At 28.4% G+C, this 23,883-nt stretch carries 21 protein-coding genes; 11 read left to right on the forward strand and 10 right to left on the reverse strand.

Translation table 11 applies throughout. The annotated features are described in order from the left end of the window. Positions 1-44: 44 nt before the first annotated feature. Together flaB and fliD are read right to left on the reverse strand one after the other, a co-directional pair. The gene (flaB, locus tag QIA27_RS01235) at positions 45-1,055 is read right to left on the reverse strand and encodes a flagellin FlaB (protein WP_301353444.1); all 1,011 of its coding nucleotides are present in this window, start codon (positions 1,053-1,055) and stop codon (positions 45-47) included. A 125-nt stretch (positions 1,056-1,180) separates the two neighbouring features. Further along, entirely contained in the window at positions 1,181-3,178 is a 1,998-nt protein-coding gene (fliD, locus tag QIA27_RS01240; protein ID WP_301403480.1) for a flagellar filament capping protein FliD, read from the reverse strand. Positions 3,179-3,349: 171 nt separating this feature from the next. Between fliD and nagA the strand changes: the two genes are divergently transcribed. Both nagA and nagB read left to right on the forward strand, forming a co-directional pair. Next, a complete protein-coding gene (gene nagA, locus QIA27_RS01245; RefSeq protein WP_301386245.1) occupies positions 3,350-4,555 on the forward strand; it encodes an N-acetylglucosamine-6-phosphate deacetylase in 1,206 nt (401 codons plus the stop codon). Between the two features lie 26 nt (positions 4,556-4,581). Further along, positions 4,582-5,388 carry a glucosamine-6-phosphate deaminase gene (nagB, locus tag QIA27_RS01250; RefSeq protein WP_301353448.1) on the forward strand — a complete coding sequence of 269 codons (807 nt, stop codon included), beginning with the start codon at positions 4,582-4,584 and terminating at the stop codon, positions 5,386-5,388. 30 nt (positions 5,389-5,418) lie between these two features. On the opposite strand, the gene QIA27_RS01255 is transcribed toward nagB, so the two are convergent. Together QIA27_RS01255 and secA are read right to left on the reverse strand one after the other, a co-directional pair. Next, complete coding sequence (locus tag QIA27_RS01255; RefSeq protein WP_301353449.1) at positions 5,419-6,030, reverse strand: superoxide dismutase; 612 nt, start codon at positions 6,028-6,030, stop codon at positions 5,419-5,421. A 17-nt stretch (positions 6,031-6,047) separates the two neighbouring features. Then, positions 6,048-8,747: a preprotein translocase subunit SecA gene (gene secA / locus QIA27_RS01260; protein WP_301386247.1), complete on the reverse strand. Its 2,700-nt coding sequence runs from the start codon at positions 8,745-8,747 to the stop codon at positions 6,048-6,050. 61 nt (positions 8,748-8,808) lie between these two features. Between secA and QIA27_RS01265 the strand changes: the two genes are divergently transcribed. From QIA27_RS01265 to alr, 6 genes are all read left to right on the forward strand, one after another. Continuing rightward, complete coding sequence (locus tag QIA27_RS01265) at positions 8,809-9,945, forward strand: LIC_12708 family protein (RefSeq protein ID WP_301353451.1); 1,137 nt, start codon at positions 8,809-8,811, stop codon at positions 9,943-9,945. 27 nt (positions 9,946-9,972) lie between these two features. Then, entirely contained in the window at positions 9,973-10,401 is a 429-nt protein-coding gene (locus tag QIA27_RS01270; RefSeq protein WP_301403481.1) for a hypothetical protein, read from the forward strand. A 3-nt stretch (positions 10,402-10,404) separates the two neighbouring features. Further along, positions 10,405-10,821, forward strand: coding sequence for a hypothetical protein (locus QIA27_RS01275; RefSeq protein WP_301353454.1), 417 nt, complete (start codon positions 10,405-10,407; stop codon positions 10,819-10,821). 162 nt (positions 10,822-10,983) lie between these two features. Beyond that, positions 10,984-11,703 (forward strand): S2/P23 family protein, encoded by a 720-nt coding sequence (locus QIA27_RS01280; protein WP_301353455.1) that lies wholly within the window; start codon positions 10,984-10,986, stop codon positions 11,701-11,703. 23 nt (positions 11,704-11,726) lie between these two features. Beyond that, on the forward strand, positions 11,727-12,401 hold the full coding sequence (locus tag QIA27_RS01285) for a S2/P23 family protein (RefSeq protein ID WP_301353456.1): 675 nt from the start codon (positions 11,727-11,729) through the stop codon (positions 12,399-12,401). Positions 12,402-12,447: 46 nt separating this feature from the next. Continuing rightward, entirely contained in the window at positions 12,448-13,566 is a 1,119-nt protein-coding gene (gene alr, locus QIA27_RS01290; protein WP_301403708.1) for an alanine racemase, read from the forward strand. On the opposite strand, the gene QIA27_RS01295 is transcribed toward alr, so the two are convergent. Further along, positions 13,558-15,159, reverse strand: coding sequence for a hypothetical protein (locus tag QIA27_RS01295; RefSeq protein ID WP_301353457.1), 1,602 nt, complete (start codon positions 15,157-15,159; stop codon positions 13,558-13,560). The two genes, alr and QIA27_RS01295, sit on opposite strands and share 9 nt — an antisense overlap. A gap of 76 nt (positions 15,160-15,235) precedes the next feature. On the opposite strand from QIA27_RS01295, the gene QIA27_RS01300 reads away from it, so the two are divergent. Continuing rightward, positions 15,236-15,403 (forward strand): hypothetical protein, encoded by a 168-nt coding sequence (locus QIA27_RS01300; protein WP_110521921.1) that lies wholly within the window; start codon positions 15,236-15,238, stop codon positions 15,401-15,403. Between the two features lie 26 nt (positions 15,404-15,429). Here QIA27_RS01300 and QIA27_RS01305 read toward each other — a convergent pair whose 3' ends face one another. From QIA27_RS01305 to malQ, 4 genes are all read right to left on the reverse strand, one after another. Continuing rightward, a complete protein-coding gene (locus QIA27_RS01305; RefSeq protein WP_301353458.1) occupies positions 15,430-17,181 on the reverse strand; it encodes a hypothetical protein in 1,752 nt (583 codons plus the stop codon). An 80-nt stretch (positions 17,182-17,261) separates the two neighbouring features. Then, positions 17,262-18,248, reverse strand: coding sequence for a calcium/sodium antiporter (locus QIA27_RS01310; protein ID WP_301353459.1), 987 nt, complete (start codon positions 18,246-18,248; stop codon positions 17,262-17,264). 27 nt (positions 18,249-18,275) lie between these two features. Then, positions 18,276-20,120 carry a putative glycoside hydrolase gene (locus QIA27_RS01315; RefSeq protein ID WP_301403482.1) on the reverse strand — a complete coding sequence of 615 codons (1,845 nt, stop codon included), beginning with the start codon at positions 20,118-20,120 and terminating at the stop codon, positions 18,276-18,278. Positions 20,121-20,239: 119 nt separating this feature from the next. After that, positions 20,240-21,760 (reverse strand): 4-alpha-glucanotransferase, encoded by a 1,521-nt coding sequence (gene malQ, locus QIA27_RS01320; RefSeq protein WP_301403483.1) that lies wholly within the window; start codon positions 21,758-21,760, stop codon positions 20,240-20,242. A gap of 140 nt (positions 21,761-21,900) precedes the next feature. Between malQ and QIA27_RS01325 the strand changes: the two genes are divergently transcribed. Continuing rightward, entirely contained in the window at positions 21,901-23,070 is a 1,170-nt protein-coding gene (locus QIA27_RS01325; protein WP_301403484.1) for an OmpA family protein, read from the forward strand. Positions 23,071-23,081: 11 nt separating this feature from the next. Here the strand turns inward: QIA27_RS01325 and QIA27_RS01330 are convergent, their stop codons facing one another. Then, entirely contained in the window at positions 23,082-23,459 is a 378-nt protein-coding gene (locus tag QIA27_RS01330) for a TraR/DksA family transcriptional regulator (RefSeq protein ID WP_301403485.1), read from the reverse strand. 165 nt (positions 23,460-23,624) lie between these two features. Between QIA27_RS01330 and infA the strand changes: the two genes are divergently transcribed. After that, entirely contained in the window at positions 23,625-23,846 is a 222-nt protein-coding gene (gene infA / locus QIA27_RS01335) for a translation initiation factor IF-1 (protein ID WP_002556767.1), read from the forward strand. The last annotated feature ends 37 nt before the right edge of the window (positions 23,847-23,883 follow it).

The raw sequence follows: 23,883 nt of genomic DNA on the forward strand, positions 1-23,883 counted from the left end.
TAAGGGATCTTTTGGTAATAACTTATACTAATTAACTTAAAATTTTATCTAAGCAATGACAAAACATTCTGAGGAACTTGATTAGCTTGCGCAATCATTGCCATTGCAGATTGTGTTAAAATACTATTAGTTGTAGCAGCTACAACCTCATCTGTCATTGTAGCATCTTTTATTTGAGCATAAGATGCTTTAAGATTTTCAATAGCATACTCAGTACTATTCTTTATAGATTCAAGCCTATTTTGGAAAGCACCCAAATTTGCTCTTTGATCACTTACCATTCTAATAGCATTTTCTATTTTAGCAAGTGATGTATTAGCATCAACTGTGGTTGTAACATTAACAGGAGAATTAACTCCGCCTTGAGAAGGTGCTGTAGCAGGTGCTGGCTGTTGAGCTCCTTCTTGTTGAGCACCTTCTTGAACAGGTGCAGCCTGAGCAGTTTGAGCTCCCTCACCAGAAAACAGATTTGCAACATTAGCTGCATAAATATTTACAGCAATCGCTTCATCTTGATTTGCGCCCACGTGAACTCTTAAGGTCCAAGAAGCTTGAGATCCTGAAAGTGATGCTGGTGTGTTAATTTTTGCAGGTTGCATTCCAAGCTCTTCAGCTGTTTTTACATTTTGAGCAGCAGATTTGTTTGACAACATGTGCATTTGGTTATATTGAGCTTGATCAGCAATTCTATTAATTTCGTCTGTAAGTTGCTCTATTTCAATTTGTATAGAACCTCTGTCTGAATCTGAATATGTGCCGTTACCTGATTGAACCGCTAATTCTTTCATTCTTACTAAAACTTTTTCTACTTCATTCAAATTACCTTCTGTTGTCTGAATAAAATTGATAGCTTTTGAAGTGTTTCTAGAAGCTTGTGATAAACCTCTTATTTGAGCATTAATTTTACCAGAAACCCCCATTCCAGCAGCATCATCAGAAGCTCGATTAATTCTGTACCCACTAGAAAGCTTCTCTTGAGTTTTACTAAGATTAGCAGCATTAATAGCATTATTTCTTGAAGCATTAATAGCTGATGTATTATGATTTATAATCATATATCATTCCTCCATGATAAAGTTTAATTATTTATTTTTGGCAAATCCTTTTGCCTTTTAAAAAGAATAGCACAAAAAATTAAAAAAAAGAAACACAGAGAACAATAGCATTAAAATAATTGTTATTACCTATTTCTTTGATTAAAATCAAAAGCCCTTAATGTATTTTCCTGATCTTTCATTCGCTTAACGGTAAAATCTAAAGTATTAAGCTCGCCTTCTACTTTTCTCTCTCTATCGTCGTACTTTTTTTTATAATCTTCGACTTTATTTTTTTGATTAACAATTTTTAAGTCATAATTTTTTATTTTATTATAAATAACTCCTCCAGAAGTCACAAGAGGCGACAAGCAATCTCCTAGCATTTTGGCAATCCCATTATCATATACTCTGTCACCATTAAGGTCAAATAAAAAAAGTTCTCTAACATTATCGATGTTATTGCGAATTGATTCATCAAACTTTTTCTCATCAAGTCTCAAATATCTAGAAAGCCCACCAGAAGAAGAAATAGAGTTGGTAAACACTCCCATCTGATTAATTATTGAAAAATTAGGATCACTAGTAACATAGGGTTTAAAAATTATTGATTCTAATCTAGATTTAAGATTTTTTAATAAAAATTCAGACCTTAGAACGCCTAAGTTTTTATAAGCCTCTTCTTTTTGAGACTCACTAAGATAAGTCAGCTCTTCAACTATATTAGACTTTTGATTACCAAATTGATCTTCATTGGAACTTACAATGTTAATCTCAGCAAGAACTTCATTATAAGCGCCAATAAAATCCAAAAGAACTCTCTTAATCCCCTCATAATCAGGCTCAATTTTAGCCTCAACCATATCACTTGAAGCCTTTTTTAGACTTAATGTTACATTCGGAACTAAATCATTAATAACATTTGAATCTCTCTCAACATCTACTCCATCAAATTTAATTTTTGCATTCTCAGCAAAACTTTTAGCATTTATTGGCAAATGGCCGTCTCTATTTTTTGGATCAAAAACTTCGACATTACTAATCACAACTACCTTATTATTTGCTTTATTTTCAATATTTATTTCTTCTAGATTAGAAAGAGCTCCAACATCAAGTTCAATTTCTTCAAAGTTATTCGAAATATTTATTGAAGGAAGCTCCAAAGAACCTTCCTTGCTAGATATTTTAACCATATTCATTTGAATATATTTTTTTTCCAAAGAAGTTTTTAAATCAGATCCAAGATCAACTACACTATCTTCACTGTCAACTTTTGCATCCTTAAATGTAGCTTCTCCGGGATTAAAAATAATCTTACTATCAGGCTCTTCTAAGCCTGTATCAAAATACTTAACTTCAAATTTAATTTTACTCCTAGATGTAATTTCAATATCTTCAGGAATTTCAATCGATATCTCTGAAAGCGGATTTAAAACAAGACTATCATTTTCAAAAGCAAGTCTATTATTACTACTAGATTGATTTGCAGCAATATCTGAAAGAGTGGGACTAAAATTGGTTTTCAGCTCGCTTAAAATGCCAATCTGCTTAGCAAAAGACAACCCTTCCCCTTTGATAACAAGTTTGTTCTCTTTACCTTCCTTCAAGGATTCTAAAATAAAACGACTATTCCCATTTTTATCACTTTTTACTATTTTTGCAGACAAAAAGCCCTTTCCCTTATTATTAATATCCCTCACAAGCAAATCAACGTTACCATTACTTTTTACATTAATTTCTTTCTTGCCAACTAAAAATATATAATCACCCTCTGGAATTGTAACTTTTTTAGGATCAAAGTTTGAAGACAAAAATACATCAGCTGAAGCTATTTGATCAACAATTAATTTGTGAGTCTCATTCTTAGATCCATACCGAGTAGACAAGGTTAAAATTTCGCTATTACTAGAATTTCCTGACATTAGATTAAAAGGACTATTAAGTGATGTGATTTCTTTTGCAAGAGAATTTAAAGTAGAAATTTTCCTATTAATTGACTGCCAAGCATTTTTTTCTTGCTCCAAAGATTCAAGTTTCTTAAAAGAAGAATCAATTTTGGCTTTATCAGGCTTTAAAATGGATTCACGGATTTCTTTAATATTATATTTGCTCTCAAGTCCAGGAACAAAAAATCCTGATGCCATAATAATGCCCTCCAAAGCATATTATATCATTAATAAAATTGAAAATAAAATATAATAAATTTAAAAACATAAACTTTAAAGCATTCAAACCCTTTAAAATAAAAATTTAAAAAGCAAAATATTTAAAAAAGATTAATGTTTATAGTAAAATAAATTAAAAGGAACATGAAAATGCCAAATTTTTGCTTATTCAACTCAAAATCCGTTTTAACTGGAAATGACAAACTAGATAATTCAGCAGTCCTAATTAAAGATAATAAGATTTTTGACATTGTAACATCTGACAGACTTAAAAAAATGGATCTGAAAGAATACCAAATGATTGACACAAAAGGCAATTATATAACTCCTGGACTTTACGACAATCATATTCATGGATTTCACGGTTATGGTACAGATCAGTGTTCAACAGAATCAATACTTAAAATGTCAGAACATTTAGCACAATACGGTGTAGTTGGATTTTTACCAACTCTTTATCCAAGACCAATAGATGAAATGATTCAAACAATAAAAGCTTGCACAGCAGCAATTGGAAAAGAAAAGGGAGCTAAAATTTTAGGGCTTCACCTTGAAGGGCCATTTTTTTCTCCCGAAAAAAGAGGAGCACACCCTGTTTCTTATCTTCACGAACCTAGTATTAAAGTTATGCAAAAACTAATAGACGCAGCTGGGGGAGTATTTGCAGGATCAAATGGCAAAAAAAAAACACACATAAGTACAATGACTGTTGCTCCTGAGCTTAAAGGCATGAGAGAGCTTGCAATATTTTGCCTTGAAAACAATATAAACCTTCAAGCGGGACACACAAACGCAAAATATGAAAATATGATAGAAGGATTTCAAGTTGGAATACTTCATACAACCCATTTTTTCAACGCAATGTCAAAACTTGACCACAGAAATCCAAATGCAATAGGGGCAGTATTAATTCACGGTGATGTTTCTTGTGAAATTATTGCGGATGGCCATCATATACATCCAAAATTAGTTTTAATGATTAGGAAGCTTAAGGATATAAGTAAAATAGTACTTGTAACTGATGGACTTACTCCAAATTTTCAAACTTCTGGAAAACTAATTGCAAACGGAGATGAAGTTTATATTGCAGAAGATGGATTATTCCACAGCGTAAAAAGCAATACAATAGCTGGATCAACACTCACAATGATACAAGGTCTTAAAAATTTAGTAGAATTCGGCTACAGTTTAAGTGATGCTGTTCAAGCAAGCTCCTATAATCCAACAAGAATTCTCAATATTGATAACAAGGGGTTAATATGTCATGGATATGATGCAAACATCAATGTCTTAGATAAAGATTTTAACCTAAAGTTAACAATGATAGAATCTGAAATAATTTTTAACAATCTCTAACTTTAAACCATTTTAAGGAGATCGCAATGAGACTAATAATCAGACCTACATATGAAGACATATCAAAGTGGGCAGCCAATCATGTAGCGCAAAAAATTAAAGAATTTTCTCCAACAAAAGAAAAGCCGTTTATCCTTGGACTTCCAACAGGTAGCTCCCCAATCGGTATGTACAAAAATTTAATTGAATTAAACCAAAATGAAAAAATTTCATTTCAAAATGTCATAACTTTTAACATGGATGAATACATAGGAATTGAAAAAAACCATCCTGAAAGTTACCATTCATTTATGTGGAAAAATTTTTTTTCTCACATTGATATTAAAAAAGAAAACATAAATATACTAAATGGAAATGCTTTAAATCTCAAAAAAGAATGCGAAGAGTATGAAAAAAAAATCAAATCTTTAGGAGGAATCATGCTTTTTGTAGGTGGAATCGGACCTGATGGTCACATTGCTTTTAACGAACCAGGCTCCTCTTTAACATCAAGAACAAGAATTAAAACTTTAACCCAAGATACAATCATTGCTAATTCAAGATTTTTTGAAGGGAATGTGGAAAAAGTTCCCAAAAGTGCACTAACTGTTGGAATTGGAACAATTATGGATTCACAAGAAATTTTAATAATAGTAAATGGGCATAACAAAGCAAGGGCATTAAAGCATGCTATTGAAAAAGGTATTAATCATATGTGGACAATTAGCGCGCTTCAATTGCACAAAAACGCAATCATAGTATCTGATAAAAATGCAACTTATGAATTAAAAGTTGGAACAGTAGAATACTTTAACGACATAGAAAGAGAAAACTTTAACAATGACTTAAAATAAATTACTTAACATTTTAGAATAAAATAAAAACTAATTATTAGATTCATTATAAATTTTTGAAACTTCTTCCCAATTCAAAGCCTTTAAAAAAGCATCGACATATTCAATTCTTCTATTTTGATATTTAAGATAATAGGCATGCTCCCAGACATCAATGCCCAAAACTGGTTTATAAGACATCATTATAGGACTATCTTGATTAGGCATTGAAATCACTTTAAGCCCACCATCAGGACACAACACTAACCATGCCCAACCACTTCCAAAAATTTTCATCGCAGTATCTTTCAAGCTAGACTTAAGAACATCTAAGCTTCCAAAAGTTGTATTAACATCATTTTCAAACCTTTCCAAAAGATTACTCTTGTTTCCTGGTTTTAAAGTTCTAAAATATAAAGTATGATTCGAATAACCCCCAGCATTATTTTTTATTAAAGTTTGAAACTCCTCTGGAAAATCATGAATATTTTTTAATATGTATGACACGTCTTCTAAATGACTTTTTCCCATTTTTTCCAAAATAGAATTCAAATTCATTACAAACCCATTATGGTGCTTGCTATGATGAATTTCCATAGTTTTAGCATCAATATAAGGCTCAACAGCATCATAATTATAACCAAGTTCTGGCAATTTAAACATAAAAACCTCCTCCGGTTCTAACTTTTACCATGACAATTTTTATATTTCTTCCCACTTCCACAATAACAAGGCTCATTTCTGCCTATTTTAGGGGAACTTCTAACCACTTGAACATTAGAAACGTTTTTATTCTCATTAATAACAATTTCTGAAAGTTCTTTATGAATTGAATTAACATTTTTAGATTTCTTTGTTGACTTAAAATCAGAAAAACTGCTATCCAATTTTAACTGAAGAACACGCCTTATGGTAGAAACTTTAATGTCTTTAATAAGCTCGCTAAATATTGAAAACCCCTCTTCCTTGTACTCTGTAATTGGATTTTTATTAGCATAAGACCTTAGATAAACAGCCTCTCTTAAAGAGTCTAAATTTGCAAGATGTTCTTGAAATTTAAAATCAATATTCTTCAAATATTCATATCTTAAAAATCCATTAAACAGATCCCTACCAATCAAATTTTCCTTCTCATCTAAATTATCCTTTGCTATTTGCATTAATTTAGCCTTTAAATCAAAAGGATTAATGTTTTCAATAGAACCAAGACTCTCAAGCATATAGGCAAAAATCAAATTTACTTCACTTAAAAAAACATTTGAAACTACACTACTTTTTGTCCCCTCAAGCAAAAAACTAAGATATTCTTCTAAAGCAATAAGGATACGATCCTTAATAGCTGTATCTTCAAGAATAGAATTTCTCTGAGCATAAATAAAATCTCTCTGCTTTGTAATAACATCGTCATACTCTAACAAATGCTTTCTAATTTCAAAATTTCGGTCTTCTACTCTTTTTTGGGCATTAATCAAAGATTTAGTTAAAAGAGAATGCGTAATAGGCTCTCCTGTTGCCATTCCAAGCTTACCCATTAATGACCTCAGGTTGTCTCCAGCAAAAAGACGCATTAAATCATCCTCAAGCGACACATAAAATCTTGAACGCCCAGGATCACCTTGTCTGCCGCTACGCCCACGAAGCTGATTGTCTATTCGCCTCGATTCGTGACGTTCACTACCAATAACATAAAGCCCACCAAGACTTTTAACCTCATTATAATCTTTTAGATAATTTTCTCTTTCATTTTTAACAGCCTCTTGAAATTCTTCAAGGCTTACATTAGTTCCAATTTTTTTTCTAACCCTGTGTTCAATATTGCCTCCAAGTTTAATATCCGTACCACGACCTGCCATATTTGTTGCTATTGTAACTGCATGTTTTGCTCCAGCTTCAGCAATAATAACTGCCTCTCGAGAATGATTTTTTGCATTAAGAACTTCGTGCTTAATCCCTCTATTTTTAAACATAGCTGATAAAATCTCAGATTTCTCAATAGAAACAGTTCCCACTAAAACCGGCTGCCCCTTTTTGTAAGTTTTATAAACCTCATCTGTAATTGCATTAAACTTAAATTCTTCCGTATAATAAATAGTATCGTCCTCATCTATTCGTGCTAACAATCTATTTGTTGGAACTACAACTACATCAAGATTATATATTTTATGAAATTCTTTAGCTTCTGTATCGGCTGTACCTGTCATACCAGAAATTTTATCAAACATTCTAAATAGATTTTGAAAAGTAATGGTTGCCATGGTCTTATTTTCATTAGCAACTCTAACCCCTTCTTTAGCCTCAATGGCTTGATGAAGTCCATCAGAATATCTTCGCCCTGTTAAAACTCGACCAGTAAATTCATCTACAATCTCAACCCCAGAATCACCAACAATATATTCTCTATTTTTTAAAAAAAGCAAATGTGCTTTCAAGGCTTGAGTCATATAATGAACATAATTGAAATTTGAATCAGTATACATAGACCCACTAATAATGCCTTTGGAAACTAAAAGCTGCTCAAGATTATTAAGTCCTTTAGCGGTAAAAGAAATTCTTTTGGCTTTTTCATCAACAGTATAATCACCATCAAGATCGTCTATCTCTAAAGGATAATCACCTGTTTTGGGGTCTTTGGAACACTCTTTTAAAAAAGATACAAGAGAATTAACCTCAAGATAAGCATTGGTATTTCCCTCAGTAGGCCCCGAAATAATCAAAGGTGTTCTTGCCTCATCGATCAAAATAGAATCGATCTCATCAATAATGCAATAATTAAACTTTCTTAAAGATTTTTCATTCAAGTCATAACGCATATTATCTCTTAAGTAATCAAATCCAAGTTCATTATTTGTAACATAAGTAATATCTTTGGCATATTGAGCCTTTCTTAACTCATAATCCATATTAGATAGAACAACCCCAACACTAACGCCCAAAAGATCAAAAACTGGCTTCATCCAATTGGAATCACGCTCCGCAAGATAGTCATTAACAGTAACAATAATAACTCCATCTCCTGTCAAACTATTTAAATAAGCGGCTTGAACTGACGAGAGGGTTTTTCCTTCTCCTGTTTTCATCTCTATTATTTTGCCCTTGTGAAGAGCAAGTCCTGCAATGATTTGCACATCATAAGGCCTTTCTTTAAGACGCCTTCTAGCAGCTTCTCTAGACAGGGTAAAAGCTCGCTCTAAAATATTTTCTAAAGAATTCCCCGATTTTAATTCATCTTTAAGCTTTTCAGTCTCTTTTGAAAAATCTTCATCTGCTAACAATAATGCCCAACGCTCAAGTTTATTAATATTTCTTAAAGTTGGAAGATAGTCTTTTAAATCTCTTTTACTTTTTGAGCCAATAGTTGTCTCAAGTACTGCTTTTAACATGGTAGGTATTAATTCTCCTAAATAATTGACTTAAAGTCATTTTAAATAATAATATAAAAATATGAAAAAGCACTATAAAATTTTTATATTCAGCTTGCTTTTTGCAATTATATCATGTAATACTAAAACTTTAAACGAACTGGGAGAAGAACAATTCAAAATACCATTCGGAACACTTCCTGGCGCAATAATGCCCCTGGATGACAAATTTACAAATTCAAATTTCGATATCAAAACGTATAATGGACTAGTATACATTGCAGAAATAAAAACAAATAAATTAATGATTTTTAACTCTTACGGAAAATTAATACAAACTTATCAAAATGGAATATTTAAAACAAACCCCGATTTAAAAATAAAAAAAATAGATTTTGAAGGAATTCAAGCAATATATCCACTAAAAGATTTTATTATTGTTGCAGATAAGCTAAATAATAAAAAATCAAAGTTCAATCAAAAAGAAAATATTGCCTACTTTATGAGAATATTAATATTAAACAAAAACTCGTCTGTAGAAGTTTTGGGTCAAGAAGGTTTAAACGGCACACCATTCCCGCAAATTTACGATGTTAACGTTGATGAAAATGGCAACATTGCAATAATATCAATATATAGCGAAGGATACATAATATATTCTTATAATAAAGAATTTTCCCCGCTTTATAAAATTTACGTCAATAAAAACCTACTAAATATGGTAGACGACCAAAATAAAAAATACAATATCTCAATAGACAAGGTTTTTTTTGAAGTTAACAAAAAAACTCTTTATGTAAAAATCACTTACTATGAAAACATTGGAGACAATGAAAACATAAACGATCTTGGAATTAAAATTAAAGATCAATATATCTATAAAATGAGTTTAAAAAAAAATAAAGAACTGGAAATAATAAGTAAAATTGCTCTTCCTAAAAACTTGCTAAATGATAAACAGGAAAGCTTTATAAACATTATAAAAATACAAAAAGATAAAATAATAGCATCTACTAATATGAAAAATTTATCTAACAATTTAATATGGAAATTGGATAACAAAGGCTCAATAAAAGACCAAATAGCTTTAATTGAGCCTTCAAATTTAATATTTCTCTGTGAAAGTTTATCTAACGACGGAATACTTAGCATACTTTATGGCGGAAAAACTGGTGTTAGTGTCTATTGGTGGAACTTAAATACGTTATTAAAGCTGTAATTATAAAAGGTTAAATTTGCAAATCTAATGAAAAAGATTAATTGCAATCAACAATTAGAAATTGAATACCAAAAAAAATTAAAAAAACATATCATTGTTGGAATAATCTTTGTTATAATTCTTTTATTTTTTAAAATTTTACTAATTCCCAGGATTCAAAATTACGAAAATAATAAAAACAATATCAAAATGATAATAAGCTATAAACAAGACAAAGGAAGATTATCCTTAAAAATAAACATAAAAACAAAAAAAATATCTAACCTGGGAAAAGCCAAGATAGATATTTACCTGGATAACAGATTAATTGAAAGCAATATGCTTTATATAAGCAGCAAAAACTTTACAACATATGCTAATATAATCTATCAAAATGAAAGTTTATTAAGTATAATACTAAAGAGAGCTGGTAGTAAAAATGTTTTTTATAGCAAAAGAATAAAAACTAGGGGATAAAATATGATGCAAATATACTTCATGTCTGTTTTGCTTAACATCTTAGGGGGAATAGTACTTGCATTCCCAATATTAGTAGAAAAAATAAAATTTTTTAAAATTTTTGAAGATTTTGTAAATTTAATAAATGATAACAAAAAGGTTAAAAGCGTTTTTGGATTATTATTTTTAATAACTAGTACCCTTGAAATAATTAAGCCCTACAAATTGCCAATAATTGGAAATTTGATTCCAGCTATAAGTTTATTTTTAATTGGATTTATCTTGTTTTTAAAACAAAAATTGCCTACAGAAGTTCAAAATAACCAAAAATATGGCAAATTTAAATCAATACTTGAGAATAATCAGCAGTTAATCGGAATTATATCAATCATTATAGGAATAATTCATTTTTTAGCAGCAGAAATACCTTTGTTGTAGATTAAAAATAAAGATGCAATTTTTAAAGAATAAAACTACTAAAAAGCAACTTGACTTTGACATGTGTATTCTAATATTATTAGGATTTAATTATTACAATTTAATGTGATTTTAATTACCACCCAATAAAAACCTTAAAATGGTATAAAGGAAAAAGATATAATGATATTTAGAACATATAAACGTTTAAAATTAATGATAATAATACTTATGTCGATGCTAGGTTGTGCTTTTTTTAAAAAACCACAGTCTGTACAACAAGACAGCTATACTGGAAAGCCAATAAGCGATGAAAAATTATATTTAATATCAGGTAAAATTTTGAATAAAAAATTGCCAGTCATACATGGCAATCATGACATAACCTGGATAAAAACAAAAGCAATGACAATCTTAAATGAATATGGACAAGCAATACCAGAATTTAAAAACAAATTTGGATACTCCTATATACTATCTCCTATAAAAATGGACGATAAACATAGTAATTTCACATCACTATTAATCCTTTTTGAAACAACTAAAAATGGAGATAAAGAATATGAAATTGAAGATATTAAATTTATAACAGCTGGTTCTAACCTAGAGCTTAAAAATTCTTTTCTAGTTGTTGAAAATTCACAAGAAGAAGGATATGTTACTGCATACCCATTTGGAATATTAATGAGCGACGAACTTAAGAATGCTTTTAAATTAACATATCAAAATGGTCATTGGAATTATATGCTTGCAAATTTAACTGTCAAAAACAAACTTACTCAAAAAACTAAAATTTATAAAATTTCTCTTAATTCAAAATTAATTATTGAACTTTTAAAAGAAGTACTACAAGAAAATCCTATATTAAAAGACATAGCCGGAGATCTATTTGAAGATATATAAATATAAACAAAAAGGAATATTTTATGAGTCTTAGAAAATTTATTTTAACTGCGATAATTCTTCTTCTAACTAAAAATATTTTTTCTAAAAACGAAATTAATATATTCGAAGATAACAATTATATTGTAAAAGAAAATGTAAAAACAAAAATTAAAAAAATAAAACAAAGTTTTTTACTTTCATCTGTTGATATTGCCATTAGCCAGCCTTACATGGAATTGGTAGATTTAAATGGAACCTTGATACAAGAACTTGTTGGAATTAGCTACTCATTTATAAATGTATTTTCAAAAATTGGATCTTCTGCTATTATTTCATTTGACCTATCAAACGAAGCTTCTAAAAAATACAAAATCACAAAATTAGAATTTTTAACTCCAGATAAAGGAAATTTTATTAATAATCTAAGCATCCTCACTAGTGGAAAGCAACAATCAGAAAAAGAGCTTTCAAAAGATGCTTATTCATTTGGTACATTAAGAACTGAATCTCTCTCAAAAACAATTGCAGAATATTACAAAAATAACAATTGGTATTATATTTTGGCAGCAATAACAGTAGAAAACAATATAAACAAAGAAACTAAAAGATATGAAATTAGAATTAACCCTAAAATATATAACGATTTCCAAAAAAAATTGAGATTACATTTTAAAGACAACCAAGTAAAAAAATTCCCAATACCCATTATAGAATAAATCACAAACTAATAGAAAAAGATTTTTACTTCTCTAAGAAAGCTAAATATATGATAATAAAGCAATGAGCAGTAACAAAACAATAATAATAAATTTAAATAATTTAGAGCATAACTTAAATTTAATTAAAAATAAAATTGGTGAAAAAGAAATAGTGGCCACCTTAAAAGCCGACGCATATGGCCACGGACTTATTAATATCTTTAAATTTTTAAAATCAAAAAAAATAAATTATTTTGGACTTTCCAATATCAAAGATGCTAAAACACTTAAAAAAATTGATAAAAGTACAAAAATATTGTTGTACATTAAAGTGGATAAAAAAGAAATTAAAAATTTGATTAAACTTGAATTATTACCATTTGTTGCTGATTTTGAATATCTATTTTTAATAGAAAAAGAATGTGAATTGCAAAAAAAGAAAATAAAAGTTCACTTAAAAATTGATATTGGCATGAATAGATATGGAATAAAAACAGATAGTGCCCTTGAAATAGCCACATATATTCAAAATTCAAAATTTCTAGAGCTAGAAGGAGTCTGCTCACATCTCCCAACAACAGAAAACTTTAAAACCACACAAAAACAAATAGAACAATTCTTATTTTTTTTGGAAACACTTAAACAAAAAAATATAAATCCAAAATTTGTTCATATTTCTAATTCGGGACACATTCTCAACTACAAACTAAACCCACAATTTAATATGGTAAGACCGGGTCTTATTCTTTACGGGTATTCCCCATTCCTAAAAAACAAAAAACCTATCCTAAATTTTAAACCCGTATTAAATTTATTTTCAAAAGTTACATTTATTCAAAATGTAAAAAAAGGGGAAAAAATTTCATATTCAGGCATATTTCAAGCCCAAGAGGATATGAAAGTAGGAATTATTCCAATTGGATATTTTGATGGAATACCTCAAAATATCAACAATAATTTTTATTTTTTAATAAACAATAAAAAATGTAAAATAAGAGGAAAGGTTTGCATGAATATAACAATAGTAGAAATCCCCAAAGACTTAAAAGTTAAAACGGGTGCAAAAGTAGAAATTGTATCAGAAAAATTAAGTATAAATCAAATGAGTAAATTTTCTAAAAGAAGTCCTTATGAATTACTATGTAATATAGGAAAATATGAAAAGAGAAAATACTTAGATTAAATTACCCAAAGAATCAAATTTTTGAAAATCTATTAAATTGCCTCTAGCATCATAAATCCACTTATAAATTGAAAATCCCCCAACGTCATCTCTTAATCTCAAATCCGGACCATGATTTGACTGTTTTGATATTTTCCCAAATTTATTGTACTCATATTTATAAACACTAACTCCATGAATATCGTCCTGCAATTGTCCCAAGCTACCAAAATTCTTTTGAGAAATAAGCCTATTTTGTTTATCATATTCATATAAATATTCAAAAACAAAATTACAATCAGCAACCAAAACTCCATCCTTAGAATAATTTTTCTTTGAAATCATATTGCCATTAGAATCGTAACTAAATTTATACTTTGAAACTCCTTCAAAATCATCTATTGGGTTAACAAAATCTCCACCAAAATGTTCTTGAGCAATCAAAAATCCTTCTTTGTCGTAAGAATATCTGTAAATCATCACACCTTTAACATCAGCTATTAAATTGAAATTTTTATCAAAAAAAATATTTTCTATTAGATAAAATTTGTCATCATATTTATAACTATAAATAGCAATGCCTTTAAAATTATCCATTATTTCATATTTTTCCTCATAAACAGTCGGAATATCCCTATTATAATTTTTATTGATTTTATTACTATAATTTATTATCCTTTTTTCATTATTTTGAATATAAAAAATAGTCTTCTTCATGGCATAACCATTTTGACTGATTGTTAAATTATTATCATTGTCATAATTATATTCTTTATAATAACAATCTTTTTCTTTAAAAGAATACTCGTAACGATAAATTGCTACATTATTTTCATCAGGGGTTAAGTTATTATTAATATCATAATTTAAAATCTCAATAACTTTTCCATCAACATCATAATGATATATTTTAGTAGCTACAGAAAATGGGTTTGAAGCAATATAAGCTGATTTATCAAGATATTCCTCTTTAATAAGATTATGATTAGCATCATAAGTCAATCTAAATCCACAAGTACCATTTTTTGATCTTACAATGTAACCATTCTCATCGTAATACAAAACCGTTTTAACAAATTTACCATGATCATAAGTAATCTTTGTAAAATACACATTATTTAAATCTTTAATTTGAATCCCTGACTCATTAAATCTGTAAACACTAAACTCTCTCTCATTATCATATAAAAAATGATAATAAGAAACATCATATCTATCCCTAACCATTTCATTGGATCTATTATAATTAAAAATATTTTTAATCCTGCCATCACTCATGTACTCTATACGTTCAATGTAAACGCCATTATTATTTTTAAAAGCAAGTCCCCTATTTAGAAATATGCGTCTTTCACTGTGCTTAGATCTTTCTATTTTAATTTGGTTTGCATTAAAAAAAGAAGGCATTAAAATGCTAAGCTTACCAATATAATCAACTAAAATAAGATTATTATTGCGATCATAAGTGAATTTATATCCATACTCTTCCTCAGACTCTTCTTTTGTAATTTCATATTTACCTACTATGCTGTAATTAACAGAATAATCTGCAAACCTATAGTAAACTTCTTTTGAAAAAAGAGAAGCGCTCACAAAAAACATTATAAATAACATGAATAAATTCCTTGATAAATCAACCTTATTTTGATAGATTTTATTATACAATAAATCCATCAAAAGGAGCTTTAAAATGGCAAAAATTTCTAAAAACGCACAAAGAGTAGGTTCAAAAGAACTAATAAGTCGATGGGGAGGGAAAATTGTAATGAAATCAAAATTTGAAAATGGAAAAATAAAACATTATGCAGAATGTCAAACTTCAAAAAATACAGCAAGAAAGCCAAGGGATTTATTTTAACAAATAAATCCACTTACTTGTAAACACTATTTTTTTTGTATCCTATCACCAAATTTGACCCATGCTTCGTCTTGTTCTTGTTTTGTATAGTTCTTATTTACTGCTTGCTTAGACGTTGCACCTTTTTTGGGAAAAGAATTTCTAACTTGCGCTTTTATTTCTTCTCTTTGTTTTCTAATTTTTTCCAATTGTCTTTTAACTCTTTCGTTTGAATCAAAAAGACCGCTTCCACTTTTGTTCAAACCAGCTCTAAAATCCAATCTGGACAAAGCTTCTTTATAGCTTTGATGTTTACCTGTCAAAAACAAAATAATTCTTTTAAACAAACTCAAATCTTTATAAGCAGCATTCAAAAGTGAATACAAATCAAGTTTATATATTTTATATAAAGGTAGCAGTTCATTACTATTCTTAAAATATTTCGCTGCTTCAACTTTAATTAAATCTTTAATATGGACTTGAACACTTTGTGTTTTATAAATTCTTCTGTAATGAGAAACAATAAGATCAAGAAATTTGACTTTATTTTTTAAGCAATACTCGTTCATAATATACCGAGATACCACTAATCTATTGATAACTTCTTCTAAGCCTTCTTCTGTGAAAATAGAAGAAGGATCATCCCCAAAACTAAGAATTTTAAATATACTAACTCTCAATTCACTATTAAGAAATTGCAAAACCTTTTCATATTCTTCTAGGAAAAATTCATATGCAAAAGGTTTGTACAAATAAAAATTTTCTTTTACTTGAAATATTTTGGGCAAAATATCATGAATTTTAGATTCAAAGAAATACATATTAGCAACTAATAAAAAATTTTCAGGATCGTTTAGACCTTCAGAATAAACTTTTAGAATGCTAAAAAACTCTCCCGTATCAATTGAACCTTTTTTAAACTCCAAAGTCTTTTCAATTGCTTTTAAAGATTCATCAATTTTAATAGCTTCTAAAGCCTTAAGCTCTTCTAAGTCTTTTTCATTTTTAATAAAAAGATTAAGAAAATCCAAAAAAACAAAATAATTTTTTGAAAAGGTGATTCCTTTCTTGCCAAGAACTTCATCCTTAATTTCAATAATGCCAGAGAGAATCTTGGAAATAGCACCAATAACATTCTTACCCTCTTCTAAAGCTCTCTCATAGTCACTAAGCTTTAATCCTTTTACTCTAACGAAAACATCTTTTACAATATTGTTAGAAGCAATATTAAAAAATATTTTTTTAACAAAATCAATAAAATATAAAGCCCTGCTCGATGGAATTATTAATGATTTCCAAATCAATATTTCTTTCAGTTGTGATTTTGTTTCAAAAAATTTATAGTTAATATCTGAATCTGTAATAGTTATAAATTCATTTTGAAAAACCAACAAACTAGATTCCACATTCTTAACAGTAAGCAAAGAACTAAAAAGCTCTATTCCTATATAAGTTTTTAAAAATAAATCGTCAATAGAATAATAATAAAAATCATAACTGGCTTCATCGGTCAAAATTATGCCATCTGGCAAAAATTCTCCATCCGTTGCTATTTTATTAGTAATTATTCCTCTTTTAACTTCATAAAGCTTTCGAAATAAAAAATCAAGCTCCCCTTTTAAACCTCGTATTTTTACAGAATGCTCTTCTATAAAAGAAGAGTAATCTATGGCATCTTTTTTATAAGACAAAATCGTTTTCAAAATTGATTTTTGGGTATCAGAAGATATTCCTAGTTGAGAAATTAAAATATCTACTTCTTTGCTACTCATATAAAAAATTTCTGGTAATTTTTTCATATTGTTCCCTTATATTACATTAAAATAATAAAGCATATTACATAAAAATATATTAACAAGCTAAAATTAAGATCATATAATCAATAAAAGTTAAATAACATTAAATTATACAAAATATATAAAAGCAAAAAAATTAAAGAAATGCCTCTACTAAAAACCCCTTTAACTTTAACAACTAAAAATAAAACTAAAGTTATAAAAACCATTATACTAAAATCTAAAATATAAATATCTTGCAACAAGATAGGGCTGAAAAAACTACTACTAGCTAAAATAAACCCAATATTAAAAATATTGCTACCAATAATGTTCCCAAATGCAATATCTGATTCTTTTCTAATTATTGCAAAAAGAGATACAACAAGCTCAGGAACACTTGTCCCAAAAGCTACAACTATAATTCCAATTAACTTTTCACTAACATTAAAAACATTATTAGCAATATAAAGAGCTCCATCCACTAATAATTTCGACCCTAAATAAAGAAAATACATGCTAATAAAAAAGCTTAACGTATTAATAAATATGAAATTTAAACTCTGATTTAAATTGCTTACACCTTCTTGAAAAGAATTTTCAAAGCTAGCATGTGCTTTCTCTTCTCTATAAAAGAATAATAAATAGGATAAAAACAAAATTAAAATACTCAATGAACTGAACCGATTATAAGGTGTTACAAAAAAAGAATAAGATTTAAAATCAAATGAAAGCAATAAAAGAAGAAACATTAATAAAAACAGAAACATAAAAGAAAGTTTAAGTCTTTTATAATCTGCCTTAATACTTAAAAAGAATCCCGCTAAAGGCAGGGCAAGTAACATATTAATAATATTGCTACCAATAACATTAGAAACAACAATTTCGTTTTTACCCTTAAAAGCCGCTACTAAACTTGTAAAAAGCTCTGGAGCACTTGTTGAAAAAGATACTATTGTAACTCCTATTAAAAGTGTTGGAACTTTCAAATAATTAGCAATGCCAACTGAACTTTTTAGAAGTAAATCACCACCAAGATACAATAAAAAAATACCAAATCCTACATAAAAAAATTGAATTAAATGTTCCAAATGAATCTCCTTTACAAGAAACAGCATTTAAAAAGAATCTAAATATTCTTTCAAACTACCTTTAACCATATAATAAACATTAGATGCGTTCCAAAGACTAAAGCCACTACCAAATGACTCTTTGACCCCTTTAAGCTGAAACTTTAAATATTTCAAATAAATCTCGTCATCCACAAACTTTTCTTTTCCTAATAAAAAAGCTTGAACATAAGGCCTAATGACAACCCCGTCTAAAGAAAACATAAATGCTCTATCGCTCCCCTCTTTATAAATCCTATAAGCTCTTTTTGTATAATAAGAATTGCTCGACAAAAAATCATTAGTATAGTGCGAAGGATAAAACATAGGAGATATGACGTCAACATATTCTGATAACATTGCAATATTTTGCCCAATACTATTAGTAGGAAACCAACCATTGTACCCATAAATATCAACAGAAATAGGAATATGAAGTTGTTCTCTTGCCATAATCAAAAAAGATTCAAGAGCATCAACAGGTTGCATCTCATACTTATTCATTCTTGAAGTTGCAAGAGATACAGGACCATCTGATGGAAATCTAATGTAATCGAATTGTATCTCATCAACTCCAAAAGATTGTATTTCTTTTGCAATAGAAATATTGTACTCCCAAGTAGCAGGAGAAAAAATATCTACCCAATGCTCTACTTGCACATATTTCACAAGACCATTAGAATCAACGTTTTTAATAAAATGAGCCCAAGGTTTATTGGTCTTTTTATTCCAAAGAGCATGCTTAAAATTGTTATAATAATACAATTTTGCATCTTTAAATACAACACATCTAGCAATAACATAAATTCCAAATTCTCTAGCTTTTTTAAGAATATAAGAAACATCAATCAAATTTTTAACAGATCCTAAATTATTGGGCAAAGAAAGCTTACTAGAATAAGTTAAATTACCATTATCATCTTTAAAATCAATTACAACAGCATTCATACCCGAATCTTTAATAAATTTAAATCTTTCATCAACTGCCTTGTTATTACGCAATGTATATGATGTTAAATAAATAGAACCTTTATTTTTAGCAAGCTGCATCCTTTGAGATTTTTCGAAAAAATCCTGATCTTGCAAAGATAATTTTCCAATAAATACCCATTGCTCATTAAAATAAGAATAAAAATGATTGTCATATGTTCTCACTAAAATTTTTTCCAAATTATTGCTAGATAAATCTAAAATACGTATTATTTGTTTTTTAAAAGGAAAAGAAATTTTTTTAATAAATCCACTTTTCTGGCTAATTAAAAAAATATCTCCATAAACCCCAGAAGAAAAATATAAACTATTTGTATCTTCTTTTGAAAATTCAATAGCACTAATAATGTCATAATACCCTGCACCCAAATAAATCTGCGGAATTAAACGATTTAAATTTCTAAAACTAACAGCCCCATTAACACTAAGATAAATACCATGAATCGCAGTTCCAATAGCAATACGCTTATCCTCTCCTTGGGAAAAGGCACTAGATGTAATATACGCACTACTGTTAAACTTATTAATTCCCACTAATTTTCTAAAATTTTTTGAATAATCATGAGAAACGTATAAATTATTGCTTGTAGTCACAAATGAAGTTGGGGAATAAACATCTTCATAAATAGAAGTAATTCGACTAGGAGCAAGTTTTAAAAAAGGGTAAACCCACCTAGAATCTATCCCCTTAACCTGAACTTTAGTTATTTTTCCATTAACATTTTTACTCAAAAATCCTTTATGGACAAAAAATAAACTATATTTTTTAAAAAATTCTTCATCAGTTAATGCATATGTACTAAAAACTTTAAAAACAAAAAAGGAGAAAATAACTATCCAATAGATAAAAATTTTCATATACATTAATACATGATACTTGCAAATCAAAAAATATTAAATAACAATGATTTTTATTTGACCAATTGAATTTCAATTAAATTCAAAAATGTTGAAATTTTATAACAAATCTCCTCTGTAAAATCTTAAGCTCTGCCATAAAGCCTTGTAATAAAACTTATATTTTTACTCAAAGTAGTATCTAAATCACTTTCTAATAATCTAAAAATCCAATTATCCAAAGCACTTTTTGAGCTATTTGCCCTAAATTCATCTCCTAAATTAATATAATCTTGCATTGGCACTATTACATTGTCAGAAACACTGCTCATAGCACTTCTTATCATGTCCCAAACAACAAAATCTTCATTTGTATTTAAATAATCAAAAATATACTTTTTATGCAAATCATCTAAAGAGTCAACAAATTCTCGTATTGTATCATTATCATTAATTCCTGTGTAAACTATACAATTTTTAATATAATTATGAGGAAGATTCTGATTGCCCGAATCAAAATCAAAAGCAAGCTTCATTATTCTCATTCCTGGAAAATTAAAAAAATCTCTTAGTCTTGAAACATCTTCAAGATCATTTTCAAAATCTTCAACCCAAATTTTTAAATCTTTAATTTCACTTAAAATAAAATTAAAAAAATCTCGTCCTGGCGACTTTACCCACAGCCCATTAAAAGCATAAGACTCTCCAACACTAACTTCCCAAGTAGAAACAAAACCTCTGAAATGATCAATTTTAATTACATCTGCATACTTTCTTAAAATCCCGATCCTTTTTGCCCACCATTCATACTTAACTTTTTTTAAAACATTCCAGCTATAAGCTGGATTATCCCACGCTTGCTCTTGTTCTAAAAAATAATCCGGAGAAATTCCTGCAACCTTATCTTTGCTTGCATCAAATCTCAACTTAAAATATTTTTGATGTGCCCAAACATCAGCAGAATCATATGCCATAAAAAGAGGCACGTTCACAACCAGCTCAATTCCCTTATCATTTGCATAGCGTTTTAAAGCTTGAAACTGTGAAAAAAAGAAATACTGCAACACCTCTTGCACTTTAATCTCTTTCGAGAGGATATTTCTCAATTTAAATAAGTCTTTTTCATTTCTTTTAAGAATTCCTCTATCAAAAAGAACATTAAAAGCGTCCTTTGGTTCTTTTAAAAAATATTCTTTAAATGCAACAAAACTTGCAAAATCCAAAAGCCAATAAGAAGACTTTTTTTTAAATTTTTCAAAGCTTCTAACCTCATCAAACGAAGCTCTATTAATAAAATTTAAAGCAGCTTCTTTAAGAAATTTATCTTTAAAGCTTATTTTTTTTAAATCAGAATACCTAGTTTCATTTTCCTTTAAAAGATTCAAATCTGAATCTATAAATTTGTCAAGAGCTTCTAAATCAATATAATAAACATTGCCAGCAAAAGCCGAAAAAATTGAATAGGGGGGAGATCTTGTAAAATCAATAGGGGAATAAGCAAACATTTGCCAATAACTTTGCGAAGATGCAAACAAAAAATCTATAAATTTATAAGCCCCTTTACCCAAATCTCCAATGCCGTATTTAGATGGCAAAGAGCTTATGTTAAGCATAATACCGCTTTTTCTTTTTAAATTTAAATTAATCCTTATTTTTTTATATTTCATATAAAACCTCTATTAATTAATAATTTAAACAATTGCTTGGTGTATTATAAATTATAATCAATATCAGATAAGAACAAAATATTAAATAGCAATTTTAAGAAAAATTTAAAAATTAAATACTTTTATGATAAAATCTATAAATGAGTGCCAAAGCAGTTGTGCTATTGTTACTATTATTTTTGGTTCAAACCTTAGCTTTGTCTTCTGAGATATTTGAATTCAAATACATTAAGGGTGCAAAGTTTAGATTAGAAGGTACAGATAATCAAAAAATATATTTCAACAACCGTCATAATTCAAATTCTACAACCAATATTCAAATTTCAAGTGAAATAAAAGACACACAAGAAAACTTTGCAAACATTAAAGCTTTTTTTAGAATCTTAAAAAGAGAAAATATTAATGAACCTTATTTATTAAATGAAGAGTTTGAAGAAACCTTCAGCGTAAATAAGCAAGGAGAATATATAATAGGAGCAAATCAAAAAAGACCCTCTGTTAGAGGCATTCCAAGATTTCCAAAAACACCTATTAAAATAAATGAAAAATGGACATATCCTGCAGAAGAATATATAGAAGCGTCAAAAATAGATAGGACTATAAAAGATTTCGTTGTAAAATTTAATGTTAACTATGAATATAAAGGCAAAGAAGAGTACAACGGGAAACATTACCACATAATTCTCTCGAATTATGAATCACAATACAATATAAAAAACATCTCTTTTTATCAAAAAGTAAACCAAAAAATTTTTTTTGATAATAAAATTGGCAATACATATAAATACACCGATGAATATATATTTGAAATAACGCAAAATAACAACCAACATTTTAAAATGATTGGGAACTCCCTTGGCAGAGTAGTTTCAATTGAACTTCCAAATGATAATTTCATTGAAACTGAAATTGAAAATTACCTCCAAGAAAAAAAAATAAAATCTATTGGCGTTGAAAAAAATAACAAGGGAATTAATTTAAGTTTCGATATTGAATTTTATCCTGACTCATTCCAAATACTGGAAAAAGAATATAAAAAACTTGACCTTATAGCTAAACTTCTTGAAAAATTTAAAAAAAATAACCTGCTAATAGAAGGACATACTGACAAGTTTGGATTGGAAGAAGAGATGCACGAACTCTCTGAAAAAAGAGCTCGTGCAATTGGAAATTATTTAATAAAAATGAAAGTAAAAAACAAAGACCAAATACTATTTAAAGGATGGGGATCTAAAAAACCCAAATATCCTAAATCGTCCCCATTAACGGCTAAAAATAGACGAGTAGAAATTACAATATTAAATAACTAGCTTAAGATGTATCATCTTTTGCTCTTTTTTTCTTTTTTTGTCTGACAACTAATACATAAAAAGGCATAAGGAATCGCCAAAAGTCTCTCTCTAGCAATCTCTTTTTCACAAGCCAAGCACTTACCATAAGAATTTTGAGAAATTCTATAAAGCGCTTGATTTATTAAATTCAACTTCCTCTTTTCAACAAAACCTAATGCTTCAAGATTATTTCCATCCATATTATCAAAAGCAATATCAACAACATCCTTTGGATACATATCATTATTAATTATTTCCTTTTTGCTATTTTCTACAGACTTAATAGAATCCAATATCTCTCTTTTTTCAGTTAAAAGAAACTTTCTTATCTCTTCAATAAACTCATGCCCAGAACTAGCTTTTTGCATGATACCTCCCTATAAATTACATTTTTAAAAAACTCCGTGTAATTATATACACAATTTCTTATAATGTAAACAAAAAATAATGCTTTTATTCTTAAAAAGAATAATTGAAATGATATGTTTAATCATGTAAAATTTATCCTATTAGAGAAAAATATGGAGGTTGTCTTGAACATTAAAGAAGAAGCTATTGAAACTGAAGGAATTGTAAAAGAATCCCTTCCAAATACAATGTTTAGAGTAGAACTTAAAAACAAACACATTGTACTTGCCCATCTATCTGGAAAAATGCGAAAACATTTCATTAAAATAGTTCCTGGTGATAAAGTAAAAGTTGAACTATCTCCTTATGATCTTACAAAAGGTAGAATAGTATACAGGGAAAAATAAAATTAAGCCCTTTTAAAAAATTTTAAAATATGTAAAT

The organism is [Borrelia] tanukii, from assembly GCF_030439725.2.
Taxonomy (GTDB): Bacteria; Spirochaetota; Spirochaetia; order Borreliales; family Borreliaceae; genus Borreliella; species Borreliella tanukii.